Origin of the sequence: Brevibacterium mcbrellneri ATCC 49030, from assembly GCF_000178455.1 — a bacterium.
GTDB classification, from domain to species: domain Bacteria; phylum Actinomycetota; class Actinomycetes; order Actinomycetales; family Brevibacteriaceae; genus Brevibacterium; species Brevibacterium mcbrellneri.
The window spans coordinates 1-17821 of the sequence record NZ_ADNU01000084.1; the positions used below are offsets into that span (position 1 = coordinate 1).

General features: G+C 55.9%; 17 protein-coding genes and 3 tRNA genes. 8 read left to right on the top strand and 12 right to left on the bottom strand.

What is annotated here, in order from left to right; translation table 11 throughout:
* Nucleotides 1-121 precede the first annotated feature (121 nt).
* Nucleotides 122-192: transfer RNA gene (locus HMPREF0183_RS11270), tRNA-Gly, on the bottom strand.
* Nucleotides 193-379: 187 nt separating this feature from the next.
* On the opposite strand from HMPREF0183_RS11270, the gene HMPREF0183_RS11275 reads away from it, so the two are divergent.
* Nucleotides 380-453, top strand: a tRNA-Pro gene (locus tag HMPREF0183_RS11275).
* 77 nt (nt 454-530) lie between these two features.
* Here the strand turns inward: HMPREF0183_RS11275 and HMPREF0183_RS11280 are convergent.
* Nucleotides 531-1406: an SCO6745 family protein gene (locus HMPREF0183_RS11280; RefSeq protein ID WP_050775422.1), complete on the bottom strand. Its 876-nt coding sequence runs from the start codon at nt 1404-1406 to the stop codon at nt 531-533.
* A 106-nt stretch (nt 1407-1512) separates the two neighbouring features.
* Here HMPREF0183_RS11280 and HMPREF0183_RS12920 point away from each other — a divergent pair, with 106 nt between their 5' ends.
* Complete coding sequence (locus HMPREF0183_RS12920) at nt 1513-2361, top strand: CPBP family intramembrane glutamic endopeptidase (RefSeq protein WP_040349105.1); 849 nt, start codon at nt 1513-1515, stop codon at nt 2359-2361.
* 68 nt (nt 2362-2429) lie between these two features.
* Here the strand turns inward: HMPREF0183_RS12920 and HMPREF0183_RS11290 are convergent, their stop codons facing one another.
* Together HMPREF0183_RS11290 and HMPREF0183_RS11295 are read right to left on the bottom strand one after the other, a co-directional pair.
* Nucleotides 2430-2897, bottom strand: a complete 468-nt coding sequence (locus tag HMPREF0183_RS11290) for a ribose-5-phosphate isomerase (protein WP_005886256.1) — start codon at nt 2895-2897, stop codon at nt 2430-2432.
* A 19-nt stretch (nt 2898-2916) separates the two neighbouring features.
* The gene (locus HMPREF0183_RS11295) at nt 2917-3522 is read right to left on the bottom strand and encodes a mycothiol-dependent nitroreductase Rv2466c family protein (protein ID WP_005886258.1); all 606 of its coding nucleotides are present in this window, start codon (nt 3520-3522) and stop codon (nt 2917-2919) included.
* 100 nt (nt 3523-3622) lie between these two features.
* Between HMPREF0183_RS11295 and pepN the strand changes: the two genes are divergently transcribed.
* The 3 genes from pepN to HMPREF0183_RS11310 are packed head-to-tail and all read left to right on the top strand — an operon-like array spanning nt 3623 to nt 7775.
* Nucleotides 3623-6238: an aminopeptidase N gene (gene pepN / locus HMPREF0183_RS11300; RefSeq protein ID WP_040349106.1), complete on the top strand. Its 2616-nt coding sequence runs from the start codon at nt 3623-3625 to the stop codon at nt 6236-6238.
* A gap of 38 nt (nt 6239-6276) precedes the next feature.
* On the top strand, nt 6277-7302 hold the full coding sequence (locus HMPREF0183_RS11305) for a mechanosensitive ion channel family protein (RefSeq protein WP_156798280.1): 1026 nt from the start codon (nt 6277-6279) through the stop codon (nt 7300-7302).
* Nucleotides 7299-7775, top strand: coding sequence for a globin (locus HMPREF0183_RS11310; RefSeq protein WP_005886261.1), 477 nt, complete (start codon nt 7299-7301; stop codon nt 7773-7775). Before HMPREF0183_RS11305 ends, HMPREF0183_RS11310 begins: the two co-directional genes overlap by 4 nt.
* On the opposite strand, the gene HMPREF0183_RS11315 is transcribed toward HMPREF0183_RS11310, so the two are convergent.
* Both HMPREF0183_RS11315 and HMPREF0183_RS11320 read right to left on the bottom strand, forming a co-directional pair.
* The gene (locus HMPREF0183_RS11315; RefSeq protein WP_005886262.1) at nt 7762-8421 is read right to left on the bottom strand and encodes a DUF8185 domain-containing protein; all 660 of its coding nucleotides are present in this window, start codon (nt 8419-8421) and stop codon (nt 7762-7764) included. The genes HMPREF0183_RS11310 and HMPREF0183_RS11315 overlap by 14 nt on opposite strands.
* Nucleotides 8422-8964: an acyl-CoA thioesterase gene (locus HMPREF0183_RS11320; RefSeq protein WP_005886263.1), complete on the bottom strand. Its 543-nt coding sequence runs from the start codon at nt 8962-8964 to the stop codon at nt 8422-8424.
* A 176-nt stretch (nt 8965-9140) separates the two neighbouring features.
* Here HMPREF0183_RS11320 and HMPREF0183_RS11325 point away from each other — a divergent pair, with 176 nt between their 5' ends.
* On the top strand, nt 9141-10034 hold the full coding sequence (locus tag HMPREF0183_RS11325; RefSeq protein ID WP_005886264.1) for an acyl-CoA thioesterase: 894 nt from the start codon (nt 9141-9143) through the stop codon (nt 10032-10034).
* A gap of 56 nt (nt 10035-10090) precedes the next feature.
* On the opposite strand, the gene ettA is transcribed toward HMPREF0183_RS11325, so the two are convergent.
* From ettA to fabG, 6 genes are all read right to left on the bottom strand, one after another.
* Complete coding sequence (ettA, locus tag HMPREF0183_RS11330; RefSeq protein ID WP_005886265.1) at nt 10091-11773, bottom strand: energy-dependent translational throttle protein EttA; 1683 nt, start codon at nt 11771-11773, stop codon at nt 10091-10093.
* Nucleotides 11774-11813: 40 nt separating this feature from the next.
* Nucleotides 11814-12440 carry a DUF6993 domain-containing protein gene (locus HMPREF0183_RS11335; protein WP_211205355.1) on the bottom strand — a complete coding sequence of 209 codons (627 nt, stop codon included), beginning with the start codon at nt 12438-12440 and terminating at the stop codon, nt 11814-11816.
* Nucleotides 12441-12566: 126 nt separating this feature from the next.
* Nucleotides 12567-13076 carry a single-stranded DNA-binding protein gene (locus tag HMPREF0183_RS12330; protein WP_005886267.1) on the bottom strand — a complete coding sequence of 170 codons (510 nt, stop codon included), beginning with the start codon at nt 13074-13076 and terminating at the stop codon, nt 12567-12569.
* Nucleotides 13077-13219: 143 nt separating this feature from the next.
* Nucleotides 13220-14794, bottom strand: a complete 1575-nt coding sequence (locus tag HMPREF0183_RS11345) for a GTPase (protein ID WP_005886269.1) — start codon at nt 14792-14794, stop codon at nt 13220-13222.
* Nucleotides 14791-16497 (bottom strand): dynamin family protein, encoded by a 1707-nt coding sequence (locus tag HMPREF0183_RS11350; RefSeq protein WP_005886270.1) that lies wholly within the window; start codon nt 16495-16497, stop codon nt 14791-14793. The genes HMPREF0183_RS11345 and HMPREF0183_RS11350 overlap by 4 nt, the downstream gene beginning before the upstream one ends.
* 192 nt (nt 16498-16689) lie before the next feature.
* Nucleotides 16690-17451, bottom strand: coding sequence for a 3-oxoacyl-ACP reductase FabG (gene fabG, locus HMPREF0183_RS11355; RefSeq protein WP_005886271.1), 762 nt, complete (start codon nt 17449-17451; stop codon nt 16690-16692).
* A gap of 106 nt (nt 17452-17557) precedes the next feature.
* On the opposite strand from fabG, the gene HMPREF0183_RS12925 reads away from it, so the two are divergent.
* Nucleotides 17558-17728 (top strand): hypothetical protein, encoded by a 171-nt coding sequence (locus HMPREF0183_RS12925; RefSeq protein WP_005886272.1) that lies wholly within the window; start codon nt 17558-17560, stop codon nt 17726-17728.
* Nucleotides 17729-17747: 19 nt separating this feature from the next.
* Nucleotides 17748-17820, top strand: a tRNA-Arg gene (locus HMPREF0183_RS11360).
* The last annotated feature ends 1 nt before the right edge of the window (nt 17821 follow it).

The window sequence follows — 17821 nt, forward strand, 5'->3', positions numbered from 1 at the left end:
GGGGAACGATGACCCGACACACCCACACACAAAAAGGGAACGATGACCCGACACATCAGCGCCCCTGAACACAAAAAATCTCGGGACATCGAGTGAACGATGTCCCGAGACTTCACATCCGAGGGGATGACGGGAATCGAACCCGCACTATCAGTTTGGAAGACTGAGGCTCTACCATTGAGCTACATCCCCGAGTGCTCAACCAACTCTAGTACACCACTAACAAAAAACCAAATCCAAGGCTACATTCGTGTATTTTCCCAGGTCACCCCCTATATTCACGACTTCCAAGCGCCTCTTTTCGCACCTCAACACGCTTTTTTCACCTCGACTTTGCAAAAACTTTCTTGTGGGTTATGCTTTTCAAGTTGTCAAAACACGGGGTGTGGCGCAGCTTGGTAGCGCATTCGCTTTGGGAGCGAAGGGTCGCAGGTTCAAATCCTGTCACCCCGACAACACACAAAAAGTCCCGGAACACGCGTTCCGGGACTTTTTCGTTTCAGCAACCTTGGTGGCTACCGGGTCAATAACTACCCAAACAGCTTTTGCGGAATGATCCCCGACTGCGCAACGGCTTTGGCCCACAACGTAGCCAAACCCTGCAAGTCAGACACCTGCTCATCCGACAACGCATCCCATGGACTCGCAACGGCCAAGTCAGTGAGCCCCTCAACATGCGCCCGCAGTTTGACACCCTCCTCCGTCAGCGTTGCCTCATCATCCGCGCTGGTAAGGAAGCCAGCCATCGTCAGCTTTTCTGCCACCTCGGCCCACTCTTCTGACGTCCACCCACGCATTTTCCGCATGTAATACGGGGCAAAAGACTTGCCGGTGGCTGAGTCCAACACGATCGACTCCACACTCCCCACGCCCGTCACAACGAGCGCAGACAAGTGAGCATCACCTCGGAACTCACGCAGCAACGTGATGTCCCACCACAACTGCACCAGCTCACTGGCATCCTCACCAGCCACCCTCCGCTCACTCACATGCGCCGCATACAACGGCTTCCCACACACGTCCGCTGCCTCAAGAACGGGCGCGAGCGCGCGACGAATCAACGGAATTGACTCCACAAGTTCCTGGCCGTCCGGCCCCGCCACCAACCTCTGAATGATCTTCTCTGCGGCGCGAACCCGGGCTTTGTGAATCTCCTTAGGCGCCGCCTGTTCCCAACACGCAGGAACATGAGCAGAAACGTAGGCCGGTGAAAAACTATAGAAAGTCGCGGTCACTAACTCGGCGCTCGCCTGCCCCAGCGGTGCCGCACGTTGTGCAAGGTACTGTGCGTCGCGCTGAACCCCAAGCTCATCAAGTTCGGCCACCATCTCTTGTGCGAAGTACGAGGCAGAGTGAACGGTGTCGAGTCGTTTTGTTGTGGAACGAATCATCTTTGATCGTGTCATGTAGATCACACTACACGTGTTCGCCTCACCTCACGCACACCCCACGCGCACTCAAGCACCCTCGTACTTTAGGCACCGATTCGCGACCTTCGGTAGTGTCCACAGTGTGACGAACTCAAGTACGACACCAAGTGCCACGGACTCGCCCCAGTTCCCTTGGGCCGAACTGGCAAAATACGCAACCGTTGCGTTGCTCGCTGGTTCAGCTGTCGTGCTCTTTGGCCTGTACGACCGGCCACTTTACGTGTGGGGGCTTGCAGCATTAGCGGCATCTGTGGCCCTTTCGTGGTGCGCGGGAACAGCGTTTGCCAAGGACATCCTGCTGATCGCCCTGGGCTTGGGCATCCTCAGCACTATCTCGCTTGAGGCCGATATTTCCTGGCCCAACATGTTCCTCATGGGCACGGTGCTCAGCGCCTCTGTTTTCGTTCCATACGCTATGAGCCGGTGGGGCTACCGCGATCATGCCATCCGTTTCCCCGCCCGTCAGGGGCAGAAATGGTCGCGTCTAGAAATTGGCTGGTTGGCGTTCGTGGTGATTGTGGGTTGGCTGGTTCTCCCCCGCTACTTCTTCTATTCCGGCGCGTATCTCAACTGGCCCGCAGTAATCACGCCCAGCGAGATCGCCCGCCTGTTTGTTGGGGTGAACGCTGTTGGCATATGGGACGAACTCTTTTTCATCTGCACAGTGTTTACCCTTTTACACCGGCACTTTTCGTTCTGGCCCGCAAACATCGTCACATCCATCATTTTTGTGTCGTTCTTGTGGGAGTTGGGTTACCGGTCGTGGGCGCCGTTCATCACGATCCCATTTGCCCTGGTCCAGGCAGTGATCTTCACACGCACCAAGTCGCTTCCGTACACCGTGACCGTGCACCTGCTCTTTGATGCTGTTGTATTCCTGTCCATCGTGCACGCCCACCATCCGCAAGCGCTACCTATTTTTTGGTATTAAAAGGCCGAAGTGGCCCCAACAGATCTGTGGGAACCACCTCGGCGGGAGTGCGGGATGGGACGTGAGTCTTAGACGCGTCCTGTCGTTTCAAACTCACTCATGATGCCAATGCGACGTACGTGACGGTCGTCGTTGGAAAATGGTGTGCTGATAAACGCGTCAACGATGCTGATCGCTTCTTCTTCGCTGTGTTGGCGGGCTCCTACAGAGACCAGCCATGCGTCGTTGTGTTCGCGTGCAAGCCGGGAAATCTCAGGGTTCCACGATAGTGCGCAGCGGGCACCTTTCACCTTGTTGGCAGCCATCTGTTCACCGTTTCCGGATCCACCGATGACAACTCCTAACGAGTCCAGTCCTTCTGCCCGGTCCGCCACAACACCTTGTGCTACCGCGATGCAGAACGCTGGGTAGTCGTCCAAGGCGTCGTATTCGTGGGCACCGTGGTCCACGACTTCGTAACCGTTGTCTTTAAGGTGCTTCTTGAGTGACTCTTTGAATTCGTATCCGGCGTGGTCGGTTCCGAGGTGGATTTTCATGAGCGTCCCTTCGTATGTGTTAGTCGAACTGCGGGCCAACGGTGCGAGTGCGTTTAATTTCGAAGAACCCGGGGGTGCCGGCTACCAAGAGGGTGCCGTCATACAGTTTTCCAGCAGCTTCACCCTTGGGCGCAGGTGAGACGACGGGTCCAAAGAACGCCACGTCACCAACTGCAATCACGGGCGTACCTACATCTTCACCAACCAGGGAGATGCCCTCTTTGTGGGAAGCACGGAGCGCGTCATCGTAAGCGTCCGTGTGGGCAGCTTCCGCAAGCGTTTCTGGCAGCCCTACTTCAGCAAGTGATTCTTTGATCACCTGGTCGAAGTCTTTATTTTCGCCGAGGTGGATGCGGGTTCCCATGGCCGTGTAGAGATCTGCAATGACCGAGTTTCCGTGTTCTTGGGCCGCAGCGATGATGACGCGGACAGGGCCCCACGCTTTTTTCATGAGGTCAAGGTATTCAGGGTCGAGGTCGCGTCCTTCGTTGAGCACGGACAGACTCATGACGTGGAACTGGACTTCAACGTCGCGCACTTTTTCAACTTCCAACGCCCAGCGCGAGGTCATCCATGCCCACGGGCATGTTGGATCGAACCACATGTGGAGGGTTTCTTTCGCCATTCTGCATCACCTTTCGCGTGTGAGAAGTTCGAGCTCCAAAACTGTGTCAGTCCCCCGTGATTGAATGGGAGAAACAGTTCTTCTAACGTTAGGATCCTTCGTGTCTCAACTAAACCTCACTCGTGACGATGCTCGCACGCGTGCGCAGCTGATCGACGTCGACTCCTATGACATCACTCTAGTTCTTGATGGCAATGGTGACACGTTTCGGTCCATCACAACTGTGAGGTTTTCTGCTCAAGAAGGCGCTGACTCTTTTATTGACGCCATCACTGACACCGTGACATCCGTAGTTCTCAACGGTGAAGAACTTGATGTCTCCCAGGTTGTCTCTGAAGGACGGATCGCACTCCCCGGCTTAGCGCGACGAAACGAACTCACCGTTGACGCCATGTTCTTCTACATGAACACCGGAGAAGGTCTACACCGCTTTGTGGACCCCGTTGACAATGAGACGTACCTGTACTCGCAGTTCGAAGTACCTGACTCCCGTCGCGTTTTCCCTGTTTTTGAGCAACCTGACATGAAGGCCACGTTTGCTTTTAACGTCATCGCGCCCAAACACTGGGAAGTCTTTTCTAACTCACCTACGCCACGCCCCAACGACCTCGGCGAGTTCGCAGATCTAGCTGAGTCCCAAGAGTCAGCTATCTGGCAGTTTGCCCCCACTCCCCCAATTTCGAGTTACATCACAGCAATTGTCGCCGGTCCGTATACAGGCGTCCGTGACTCGCTTGTCAGCAGTGATGGCGAAACCGTGCCACTGGGCGTTTTCTGTCGCGCGTCTTTGGCGCCGCACTTAGATGCCGAAAATATCATTGAGACAACAAAGGCTGGGTTCGCTTTTTTCGAAGAACACTTCCAAACGCCCTATCCGTTTGAAAAGTATGACCAGATTTTCGTTCCTGAGTTCAACGCTGGAGCCATGGAAAATGCCGGGTGCGTGACCTTTGTCGAATCGTATGTCTTCCGGTCGCGCGCAACAGAAGCAACAGTGGAACGCCGCGATGTGACGATTCTTCACGAACTGGCCCACATGTGGTTTGGCGACCTCGTGACAATGAAGTGGTGGAATGATCTGTGGCTGAACGAATCGTTCGCTGAGTTCATGTCCACACTCGCAACAGCAGAAGCAACCCGCTTTGACGAAGCCTGGACCACGTTTGCAACCCTGGAAAAAGAGTGGGCGTACCGTCAAGACCAGTTGCCTAGTACGCACCCCATCGAAGCTGATATTGCGGATCTTCACGATGTCGAAGTGAACTTTGACGGCATCACATACGCTAAGGGCGCCTCGGTGCTCAAACAGTTGGTTGCGTATGTGGGGCGTGAGAACTTCTTCACGGGTCTCAAAGCCTACTTTGACGCCCACGCGTGGAAGAACACTGAACTGCGCGACCTTCTGGTTGAGCTCGAAAAAGCCTCTGGTCGCGATCTCGACGAATGGGTGCGCGTGTGGCTACAGGAATCGGGAGTGAACGTGCTTACACCCGAACTGAAGGTTGCAAACGGGATTCTTACCGAACTCTTGATCCATCAGGCGCCGTGGGTCATTGACGGTCAGCCCACACCGTCCCTGCGCCCGCACCGCTTGGCTGTAGGTTTGTACTCGTTGCAAGGTGACAAACTTGTCCGCACTGAACTCATTCACCTCGACGTCAGCCAGGCAGTGACTTCCGTTCCATTTTCGCCTGAAACTCCTAAACCAGACCTTGTTTTGGTCAATGACACTGACCTTACGTATGCCAAAGTTCGCTTTGATGACGCAAGTCTAGAAACCGCGCTTGCTCACCTGTCAGGCATTGACGACTCGCTCGCACAGCTACTGGTACTTTCAACCGTGTGGGACATGGTGCGTGACGCAGAAATTCCGCTTGAGAAGTACATCGAACTACTTGAGTCCAACATTGACGCGCTCACCCACTCAACCGGACTTACCGTTCAACTCCGCCAGCTTGCAACGGCAGTTGAAAGCTACACGGAGCCCCAGAACCGTAGTGCACTTTCTGCACGTATAGCCGATTTCTTGTGGGACGCCACTCTCCGGTCACCAGCACACAGCGATCAGCAGTTCCAGCTGTTCAGGGCTTTCGTTGCACACGCGACTACCCCGGAACAGGTTGATCGTCTTGCGGACTTCCACACGGGAGCTCAAAATGCACCGGATGGCATCACGATTGATAAGGACCTCGCATGGGGCATTGTGACGACCCTGGCCGTACACGACCAAATCAGCGATGAAGACATCGACGTACTCATGCAAGAGGACAACACAGCCTCTGGCATTCGTTCCGCACATCTCGCAAGGAGTGCGCGCCCCACTACCCACAGCAAAAAACGTGCCTACGACCTGGCCACCAGTGACGTATCGCTCCCCAACGCTGTTATCGCAGCGATCGCACGTGGTTACTCCATGGGTATTGAGCAGGCTGATGGAGCTCTTGTCGACAGTGGCGATGGGCACAGCTTTGCTGACCGCTTTTACACCCATGTCGAAGGTTGGTGGAACGACCGCACACTCGAAATCGCGCAAACACTCACTCTCAGCCTGCACCCGCCGGTGTCGCAAGAGACCGCTACACGCACACGTGAATGGTTGGAAAGTCACCCCCAAGCACACAAGGGTGCGCGCCGTATCATGCGGGAACTTCTCGACACCACTGAACGCGCACTCAGGGTTCGCGAAACCTCTCAGAATCGCTCGAGTGACGCCTGAGTGAAAGTCCAGGTTCAATGTCTATGGTTGAACAACGTATGAGTTACTCAATTGTCGCTTCAACGTGCGAACCCACTCCCATTTCCGAAACGGTGGAACGTGCCGCCGAAGGTGTCGACAAATGGTGGACATTCTTGATCGGGGCTCCGCTCCGCATTGCAATCTTGGTTGTGATGGCGATCCTTGTGACATTCCTGGTTCGCCTTCTCATCCGGAAATTTGCCCGCAAAATCGCGGAAGGCACCACGGCTGTTTCATCACGTCGCTTCGGAGGAGATGCTCGCGACCGGGTGATCAAGACAGATCCAGCATCTGTTGCGCGCCGTGCACAGCGCGCTCAAACAGTTGGGTCTCTCTTGTCCTCAATCGCAGCCATTATCATCTTCGTCATCATGGCACTGATGATCATGCAGGAACTGGGGTACAACCCCGCCCCCATTCTGGCCTCTGCAGGTGTCGCGGGTGTCGCTATCGGTTTCGGAGCCCAGTCGCTGGTCCGTGATTACCTTTCCGGTTTCTTTATCGTTGCTGAAGACCAATACGGAATTGGCGACACCGTGGACCTAGGTGAGGCCGTAGGAACCGTTGAAGACGTAGGACTACGCACAACCAAAGTTCGTGGGATTGATGGAACACTCTGGCATGTTCCCAACGGTGAAATTTTGCGTGTAGGGAACCAGTCACAGGGATGGGCTCGCGCTGTTATGGACCTACCAGTCCCCTACGATGCTGATCAGAAAGTTGTCGACGAAGCCATTCAGGCAGCAGTCGAATCGATGCGCAACAAGCCGGACTTGGCGCCTTCAATTCTGGAAGAACCAGAAATTTGGGGTGTTCAGGAAATCAGCGGAAACGCTGTCACCATCCGTACCGTCATCAAAACCAAGCCCAACGAACAATGGGGTGTAGCACGCGCGTTCCGCGCTGAAATCCAACGTGAACTGCGCAAACGTGGAATCACTATCGCGATCCCAGCACAGTCGCTCATCGGCACAGTGCCAGGACCTCAGACGCACACAGCTACAACCACCTCGGACACCGCAGATAACAAGGACAACGAATGACCGCACCGCAACGACCCGACAGCGTGTTCGCCGCCGTAGGCGGCCACGCCACTTTCACAACACTCGTCGACGCCTTCTACGCATCAGTCGCGGAAGACGAATATCTCATTAGCATGTACCCCGAAGGGCATGAACTCGACGGCGCCAAGCACCGCCTACAGACATTTCTGGAACAGTACTTCGGTGGCCCCACCACATATCAAGAAGAACGCGGTCACCCTCGTTTGCGCATGCGCCACAACCCGTATCCGGTTGATACGAAAGCAAAAGAGCACTGGCTCCACCACATGCGCAAAGCACTTGACACTGTCAAGCTTCCGCCCATGTACGACAACCTCATGTGGGACTACTTCGAACGCGCAGCCACAGCCATGATCAATACACCCGACCCCCTGGATGGGCGCACCAGACTGGACATTTCAGCATCGCAGACGGACCCACAAACTCCGCAGGACCGCTCTACACACGAGTAAGCACATGGCCGTGTGGCGCCGAAAGACGCAACCACTGCGGTGCTGCGAAAACTTTCACCGGTCGTGAAACTCGCAGGAACCCACACGCGTCCATCGCAAATGCCAGACCAGCCGGAACTGGTGACTTCACCTCGTCACTGATGCCTTCGATAGGGCGCTTCCATACAGCCCTACGCAACGCGCTCACCGCGTGAGCACCCGCACCTTCAGGAACACCCTCAGCGATCTCTCGCACCCCCGCGTCCGCAACATCGCGCAGGGACTCTGCATCCACCTCGGCAACAGGGGCCCACCCCGCGCGAGGTGGCGCGATACCCGTCCACGACTTTTGCATCCGCTGTGGAGGCACCCGCAGTTCCAATGAATCTGTCTTAGACGAACGCACCAACCTGTCAACCACAGCGCTTGCGGGCACGACCTCGTCGATATTTCCCTCAGCACTCGACACAATTGGAATCATCCGCATGGCAAGCGCAAGTGGCATGTCATCGCCCAAACCCACCGGGAACAACGGAGCCGTCGAAATGACCGCAACCGTACCATGGACCGTAATGCGCACCGCCGCGTCTTCATCAACGCGCAAAACCCGTGACAAATACTGGTTGAGGTCGGCAAGAACCTCAGAACTTGGTAATTCGATGCCCATCTACTTCCGCCTTCGCATAGCTGGTCCAGGATTCACAACCGCACGCAGGGCCTCCGCATGCTCTTCTTGTAAGCGTTGAGCCCGCCCACTTTCACGGTCGACAAAAACAACATCAGTTTCGGCAACGGTGTACGCCTTCGATCCATCCGGTTCAGCAATGACATACCCCACCGTCATAACAACCGGCGCAACCTTGCTAATCACCGTGTCGATTGCCACTGGGCCTTCGCGATACGGAATAGGGGCCCGGTACTCAATCGCGTGAGAAGCCACCAAAATGTCATGAGTGTGGGCAACTTCCGAAAACACCGGAGGGATCTCAACGCCCACACACGACGGCACCACCCCAAGTGGCCCAGCGACAGTTTGAGCATCTCTGTCGGCAGTGGGTGAACCAAACGCGCGAACACGGGCCTCTTCCAAAAGGCGCATCTGTGTCACATTGTTGATGTGACCGTAAGCATCCATATCGCCCCAACGAAGCTCGAGAAGCACACGGGTGAATGCGCCAGTAAGCAGAGGGTTTACCAGTTGGAATGACATAGCACTATCTTGCCACTTGTGTTATGAGAACCACAGCACAAACATTGTTGGTCTACGCACACTCAATGTTGACATGCGCACAGCGCATGTCAAAGACGCAATGACACTGCAAATGCTCTAAAGTGCCCGCGGTTCTTACTACCAGTGCACGTCACTGTGACACTAGGATTCACTTCATGAAGGTTTCAATGGAAGAAAACGTGAGCGAGCTCATGCAGGTGCTCAAGGTGGAGCGCGTAGACGGTCCAGCACCCGGCGGTGAGGCCGACTGTTTTAAAGCGTGGAATCAAAAAAAGCCAGGCGGTCGGCTTTTCGGCGGGCAGGTTCTAGCGCAGTGTGTTGCAGCGACATCTCAAACCATCACGGACGACCGGTTTATTCACTCGATTCACGGGTATTTTCTGCGGGCCGGGCGTGACGACACAGACTTGTTCCTAGGCGTCGACAACTTGCGCGACGGAGGATCCTTTTCCACACGTCGCGTGCAGGCGTATCAGAATGACGTTCCAATCTTTTCAGCGATTGCGTCATTTCAAACCGACCAGGACGGTCTGGAACACTCAAATGCGTTTCCAGAAGACATTCCCGGCCCCGACGAACTGCAAGACCTGCATACGATTCTGGGAGAAGCCGACGATGTCTTCGTCAAGCACTGGATTGCCCGTCGCCCCTTTGACATCCGCCCGGTCGATCCTGAGCTCTATACCGGATTCTCTGGAGCTAAAACCTCACACACACGCTACTGGCTACGCGCCATCGCGCCTGTGAGTACGGACCGCGTGATTAACGCCGCAACGGCAGCCTATGCCAGTGACTACAGCCTCTTAGAGTCTATTTTGCGACGCCATGGACTCAGCTGGTCAGACCCTCGTTTGCGCATGGCAAGCCTTGACCACGCAATGTGGTGGCACCGCCCCATCAACTTCAACGAATGGCACCTCATTGACTACCGGTCTCCCGCCGCAGAAGGAGGCCGAGGTCTGGGCATGGGGAGCATTTTCACCCAGAGTGGAAAGTTAGTGGCCTCGGTTGCCCAGCAAGGAATGGTGCGGGTGAAAGAACGTCAGTGAATACACATGTGGCCCTGCTTGAAGCAGGGCCACATGTGTCTGACACAGTAGTCTGACTAGTCGCGGGTGAGACGACGGTGAGTCACGCGGTGCGGACGCGCCGCTTCCTCACCTAGACGTTCAACCTTGTTCTTCTCGTATGCTTCGAAGTTACCCTCAAACCAGTACCAGTTGGCGGGGTTCTCTTCTGTGCCTTCCCACGCCAGAATGTGGGTAGCTACACGGTCGAGGAACCATCGGTCGTGGGAAACGACCACAGCACAACCTGGGAACTGCAACAGAGCGTTTTCCAGCGAACTTAGAGTTTCAACGTCGAGGTCGTTCGTTGGTTCGTCAAGGAGCAACAGGTTTCCACCCTGCTTAAGAGTGAGCGCAAGATTCAGGCGGTTACGTTCACCACCGGAGAGGACTCCAGCCTTCTTCTGCTGGTCTGGACCCTTAAAACCGAACGCTGATACGTATGCACGCGATGGCATTTCAACCGCGCCGACCTGGATGTAGTCCAAACCGTCAGAGACGACTTCCCACAAGGTCTTGTCTGGGTCGATTCCACCACGCGACTGGTCAACGTAGGAAATCTTGACACTGTCTCCAACCTTGAGGTTCCCGCCGTCCAACGGCTCGAGTCCTACGATCGTCTTAAACAGTGTGGTCTTACCAACACCGTTAGGACCAATCACACCGACGATTCCGTTGCGTGGCAACGAAAATGACAGTCCATCAATGAGCGTGCGATCGTCGAATCCTTTTTGCAGGTTTTCCGCTTCGATCACAACGTTACCCAGGCGTGGGCCCGGTGGGATCTGAATTTCTTCGAAGTCGAGCTTACGCATCTTTTCAGCTTCGGCTGCCATTTCTTCATAGCGAGCCAGACGCGCCTTGGACTTGGTTTGGCGTGCTTTGGCGTTTGAGCGTACCCATTCGAGTTCTTCGGCCAGCCGCTTTTGGAGTTTCGCGTCCTTCTTACCCTGAACTTGAAGACGTTCCTTTTTCTTCTCCAGGTACGTCGAGTAGTTACCTTCGTACGGGTACAGGTGACCGCGGTCAACTTCGGCGATCCATTCAGCCACGTGGTCCAGGAAGTACCTATCGTGGGTAATCGCGATAACAGCACCGGGGTATGTGCTCAGGTGCTGTTCGAGCCACAACACTGATTCCGCATCGAGGTGGTTAGTAGGCTCGTCGAGGAGCAAGAGGTCTGGCTTTTCCAAGAGCAGTTTGCACAACGCGACACGTCGGCGTTCACCACCCGATAGCACGCGGACATCCGCATCCCCGGGTGGGCAACGCAAGGCGTCCATTGCCTGGTCAAGCTGTGAGTCCAAGTCCCACGCGTCCGCAGCGTCAATTTCTTCTTGCAGCTTGCCCATCTCTTCCATGAGAGCGTCAAAGTCTGCATCCGGGTTCGACATCTCGTTTGAGATTTCGTTGTACCGGTCCAGTTTCTCTTTAATGCTTCCAACGCCCTCTTCGACGTTCTCACGAACCGTCTTTTCTTCATTGAGGGGCGGTTCCTGGAGAAGGATTCCCACAGTGTAGCCAGGGCTTAAACGAGCCTCACCATTAGATGGCTGATCCAGGCCAGCCATGATCTTTAGAATTGTCGACTTACCCGCACCGTTGGGGCCGACCATACCGATCTTTGCCCCTGGGTAAAACGACATCGATACGTCGTCGAGAATAACCTTGTCACCGTGCGCTTTACGCGCTTTATGCATGGTGTAAATGAACTCTGCCATAGTGCTTCAAGGCTACCGTGGGATCTTTGCGAAAAGCTAGTTACCCAATCGAGTTCGAAGAGCCGCTTTCAGAGTTTTCCTTCTTCTTTTTCTTCTTCTTTGGCTGAGGGGTGTTCTCTTCTTCTGGAGTATCTGAGCCTTCTGATGAATCGTCAGCCTTGCGTTCGTGAAGATCGTCTCCAGGCAGGTGTCCCACTCCGTTGTCTTCATCCTTGTCAGAGCGTTCATCGCCCTTAGGCGGTTCAATTCCTTCAGGGCGGTCTACATCACCGTAGAGGCACGATTCAGTCGATGCATTGGGTTCCACGAGGCTCCCCGAAACAGACCCTTGACGGACTTCGCCAATGACGCAGCTTTCTTTGATTTTCACTCCGAACATCTTCGACGGAACATCGTGATCTAACGGAGAGCGGTCAATAGTCGCTTCCAGATTTTCAGGTTTATAACCTGCTTTGATCATGTGTTCAAAAAACTCCTGGCTGGAGGGTACTCCGTCGATCTCCGTCAGCGGTTTAACGTCCTTGAGCACCTTTGTGACAAGAGCTTCTTTTTCTTTTGTCTGCTGTTGGGGCGGGGCTGAAGCAGGCTTGTTCACGAACAAGCCGCAGCCCGAAAGTGCGACTACGGTCATGGTCCCCACACACGCGCGCACAAGGTGCTGCCGCACGCGGAAACCTGAAGAAGCTGATTGCTGTTTCACAACATTTAAGAATAGCGGGTCAGCTCTACTTCTTCAGGTTTCCTCAATGCGTGGCTTCGCAAAAAGCACCTGTGCCTTTTTAATCTGTACCTCTTAGAAAGGTGGATCGTTGTTCTCTGCACCGCTGTCAGGCGCTGCGCTCAGCGATTCAGTGTTACCGGCCCCGGCTCCAACAAGTGCAGGTTCCTTCCGCGTGACTTCGTCCCAACCTGAGCTTTCACTTTCAGATTCGTCGTTAGTCGCTTTCTTGGGGCGAAGCGACCGTGCTCCGTGGAACTGGAGGTTGTGGCCTACAGCATCTGCAAGTATCTGCATGGTCGATCCCGTTTGCCCTTCGTCGGTGGTCCACGTTCGTTCCCGGAGCCGCCCGATCACAATGACTGAGTCACCACAGTTCACGCTGGCACGAACGTTAGACGCCAGCGCGTTGTAACACATCACTTCGTACCAGTTGGTATCGACGTTCTTGTACTCGCGACTTTCGCGGTCGTACCGGTCGTAGTTAACTGCGACTCGAAAGCTTGTCCACGGGTTGTTTTCCTGTGTTGTTCCGCTACGGATTTCTGATCCGATCGTTCCCACAAAGTAGTTGAGTTGCTTCATTGCTGTCCTTTCGTAGGTGAGACTCCACCGTGGCTTAAGAAAGGAAGCAGGAAAAAGACCTCATCCGCGCTCTGTGGAAAAAGCGTCGTCATCCACAGCACTGGAGCAACGCTCACGCGCGACTTTTCCACAGAGTGCAAACGTTAGGTCAGCGCGTCGTAGACCTCTTTATGCTCACGCAAAACAGAACTGATCGGTTCCAAATACGACCCAGCTGCAGCCTCGCGAACAGCGGAAACAAGGTCGTCTCGAACTTTGTCTGCTTGAGCGCTAGCACCCTTGCGACGAGCGCCTGCTGCTGAGCTTGACGTGATAACAGACCCAAGGATCCCCACAAGCAGGAGACCACCTGGAATTATCCACATCAGGATGCCACCAGGATCGAGCGACATTGCGAGCAAAACAACGTTCACAATCAGCCATCCAAGTCCCACAATGGTGAGGACAAAGAACAGTGTCTGGAAGAACTTGGCGACTTTCCACCACCCGGGACTTACAACCTCAATTGCCACACCAGTGACCGCCTCGTCCAAGGTGTGCGTGAGCTGTGCTGTGCTCTGCTTTTCTGCTCGCCCAATCGCCTGCCGCCACGAATGGGGCAAACTCGACGTAGCGTCCGCCACCACCTCGTGAGCAGCGAGATTCACACGCGCGTTCTGTGTGCGCGTGGTTTCAGGCCTGGCTGCGCGAATCAAGTCGTCACGATCCCCACCATGTTTTGCACCAAGAGGGTCAGCCTTGTCACGCTGTGCCCACGCAAGTAGCGGATACCCAGTCGCCCGGTATGCGCGACGCATATAGTCGTCATGAACTGTATGCGCTACCGCGTCGACGCCAGCGGCATCGGTCATCGCGTCCAAAAGACGTTCTGTGCCTGCCAGCTGATCGGGGCTTTCAACCGGGGTTCCCAGTTGCTCTTGAATCCTGTCTGCCATGTGCCGCATGTCAGTATAGAGACGCTGCACACTCGCTTGGTTGGACTTGATGACTTTGACCAGTTCCTGGCGTAGCTCCGGAACACCTTGGCGAGTCACTGCCGACACCAACTTCACGTCGGCGTCTTCAAGGCCGTCTGCTTCGAGAAGGCTCTTCAGGTGTTCTCCTGTTGCCTTCTGTTGTTCAGGGTTCAAACGGTCGATTTGGTTGAGAACAACAACCATGTTGTGCGAGTACTTTGCGAGTTTCCGCAGATACCGTGAGTGGATCGAGAAGTCCGCGTACTTTTGTGGGTCAACCACCCATACGACCATGTCCACCATGCCCACCAGACGGTCTGCTTCGTGGCGGTGGCTGGCAGCAGTCGAATCGTGGTCGGGAAGGTCGAGCAAAATAAGCCCCCGCAGTGGCTCTTCGTCCTTTCCGTCGAGGGCACTTTCACGCCATGTTCGGTTGTCGATCGGAACACCCAGCCACGTGAGGAACTCTTCGCCTCCGTCGCCCCACACGCATGCAGTGGGTTTCGACGTGGTCGGGCGACGAACGCCCACCTGCGCGATCTCCAAACCGGACACTGCGTTGAACAGCGAGGACTTTCCCGACCCCGTTGAACCGGCAAATGCAACAACGGTTCGGTCTAGCCCGAGGTCTAGGCGGGCTTCCGTTTTCTTCAAAAGCTCCAGCGCATCGGTGATTGTCTGCGTGTCGATACGCCCAGACTCAAGTTCGAGTGCGCGTTTGATGCCATCGCGGAGTCGGCTGATTTCTTCTGCAGCTTTCACAGCATTCCTTTCAGTCGCTCGTTGATCGTGCGGAGTTCGGCCGCCTGCTCTGGGTTAACCGTACTGTCTTTCAGTACCGAGTCGAACGGTTCGCGGAAGCTCGTGAGCAGTTCGCCGGTGGCTTCTAAGAGCATGTGACGAGCCTTCGAGGAGAGATCGCGGGTGACTTGGTCACCAAAAATTGTGTCGAGGAGTTTGCCGGCAACTACGGCTGTTCCACCGGCAATTCCGGCTTCTGCCCCTGTTAGGCCTCCAGTTCCTGCGAACACTGCCAACATGAGTACGGCCCCTACTCCGTTGACGCCGAATGACAGGATCCGTGCGCGGGCTCGTTTCGATTGGCCTACTTCGCGGACAAGGTCGTTGACCTGGTCTGACCACTCGGCGATGGTGCGCTTGATCGTGGTGTCCATGTCGGCCGGCAGTTTTTCCAGTTGAGGGTTGTCTTTCAGGATGGTCGCGCCCGAGGTCGTTTCGTGCCACGCGTCGACCACGCCTCCCAGCGCGGTTACTGCCTGCTCTCGGACGAGCAGTGCGGCGGAAGACTCGATGGCTTGCCCCAGAGGTTCTGCCGTGTCCCGTTTTCCGGTTACCGCGGCGGTGATGCGGTCGCGGATGCGCGCAACGGTCGGTTCGAGACCTCGGAAAAGCTGGCCAGTCCCAACGAAGTCTTGCCAGCGAGCTAGGACTTCACCTCGGAGCACGTTCCCCGACACGAGGGCTTCTCCCAAGCGTTGCCGGGCGTGGGCGAACTCTGTGTCAACGACCTCGGCGAGCCTTTCATGAGCGTCGACTTGCGCTTGCGCGTACTCGGCGAGGGTCTCTACTTTGTCTGGCACTGCGGCGAGGGCGCCGTGGAGTGTGCGTTGAACGACTGCGTTGCGTGCGCGTGGGTTCGACGACAGGTTAGCGATCCAGGACCGTAGCGGGAAGATCGCGGACTGTGGCAGGCGACCGTCTTCCAGAGTGAGTTCTGGGACGGTGAAAATCGGGGCGGTTCCAAGCCGTGCTTCTTTGAGCAAGGAGGAAAGGTGATGCCGGACTTCTCGGTTGGCGTTTGGCGGCACCCGGTCGAGCACCATGGCGACAGCTGTTCCGTTGTCCGCGGACTGCTTGAGCAGTTCCCACGGCACTGCGTCGGCGTAGCGGGCAGCTGTTGTCACGAATACCCATAGGTCTGCGGCTGCCAGCAGTTGACGGGCGAGCTTGCGGTTTGAATCCATCACCGAGTCAATGTCTGGAGAGTCGAGAACTGCGACACCTGGGGGAATCGCTGGGTGGTCGACGATTCGCACTTGGGGTGTTTGCGTGTCTGTCGCTTCTTGGCTGACGCGTTCAAGGCCGGGCAGGATCCGATCGGATGTGAAGTGCGTGCGGTCAGCGGGGTTGCACACCAGTACGGGCCAGCGCGTGGTGGGACGGAGGACGCTCGCGATCGACACGTCTTCTCCGATGATGGAGTTGATGAGCGTTGATTTTCCGGCACCTGTGGAACCTCCGAACACAATCAGCAACGGCGCTTCTGTGTCTGCCACTCGTGGCATGAGGTAGTCGGTGAGCTGGTTTTTCAGCTGGGCTTGCAGGTTCTCACCTGGCGTCGTCGTTTCGACTGCGAGAGGGAATTGAACGTCATCTACGCGCGTGACAAGGTCACCCAGCGTCTGGTGAATGGCTGGGTTGAGAGTGCGGTTACCGTCGATCACGCTTCCACTTTGTCGATTTTCGGCAGGCTTAGCCACTCACCACGCCGGTATTTCTGAGAAAACGCCGAAGGTTGGCCCGCCTGAGCGAGCCGACCTCGGGTTAGTGGGTAATAGAGTTCGTGGGCTGGGGCCGTCGTGGTTGCTGAGGACCCCGTAGTGCGTTGCGGCTTTCTTAGAGGGTTGCAAACCTTCTCAGTGGAGGTCTTCGAGCGCCTCTGGTGATTCTGGGAGAATCTGCCCACCGTCGACCACGATGTCTTGGCCGGTGATGTAGCGTGCGCCGTCGGAACCCAAAAACGCGACGGCTTCACCAATGTCGGTGGGGTCACCCAGGAATCCGAGAGGAACGGAGCGGGCCATGCGGTCAAGGTAGGTTTGGCCCAGTTCCTTGAGACCAGGGGTCAGTACGTTTCCGGGGAGAACGGCGTTGACCGTGATTTTGTGGGGCGCTAGTTCAATTGCAGCAGAACGCACGAATCCCATTTGTGCGGCTTTTGTTGCTCCGTAGTGCGACCACGCGGGGAAGCCTGTGTAGTTACCGGTGATTGAGCTGGTGACGACGACGCGCCCGCGACCGGATTCTGTGAGCGCGGGGATCGCTGCCTGCACGATGTGTACGGTGCCTTTGACGTTGATGTCGAAGATCGTGTCAATGTCGTCGTCAGTCATCTCAGCGATGGGCGCCTGTGGGTAGATCCCTGCGTTGGACGCAAGAAGCGACAGACCGCCGAACTTCTCTACGACCTCGGCGACCACGGCGGAACACGCTTCCCGGTCGCGGACGTCAAGTACATAGGCGTCAAAACCAGCTTCGCGCGCTTGTGTGCCTTCTTCTTCTGTGACACCGGTAACGGCGACCTGCGCACCGTGTGCTGCCAGTGTCTGTGCGATACCAAAACCAATTCCCAAAGTGCCGCCCGTGACCAGTGCGGTACGACCTTCAAGCAGTGCCATGTTTCCTCCACATGTGGGTGTGCAACGGGTCCGTTCACCACGTTACCCGGAAAGCGCCCGCGGAAGGGGGTGAACCGGATAGGATAATTTTGGCGAAAGGACAGGTGTGGCATCCAAACAGTCTGCAATTGAAGAAGCGCGTGAGGTTCTTAAGGCGGCGCGCAAAACAACCGACCCTGAAGAGCACCGCAATCTGATTCGTGAGGCGCGGGTCTTGACCATGATGGAACAAGCCCACCAGCTTACGCGGATAGCAAATAAGCTGGAGGAGCAGTAGACTCTGCTCCGAAGTATGAGCCCCCATAGCTCAATGGATAGAGCAACGGCCTTCTAATCCGTAGGTTGCAGGTTCGAATCCTGCTGGGGGCGC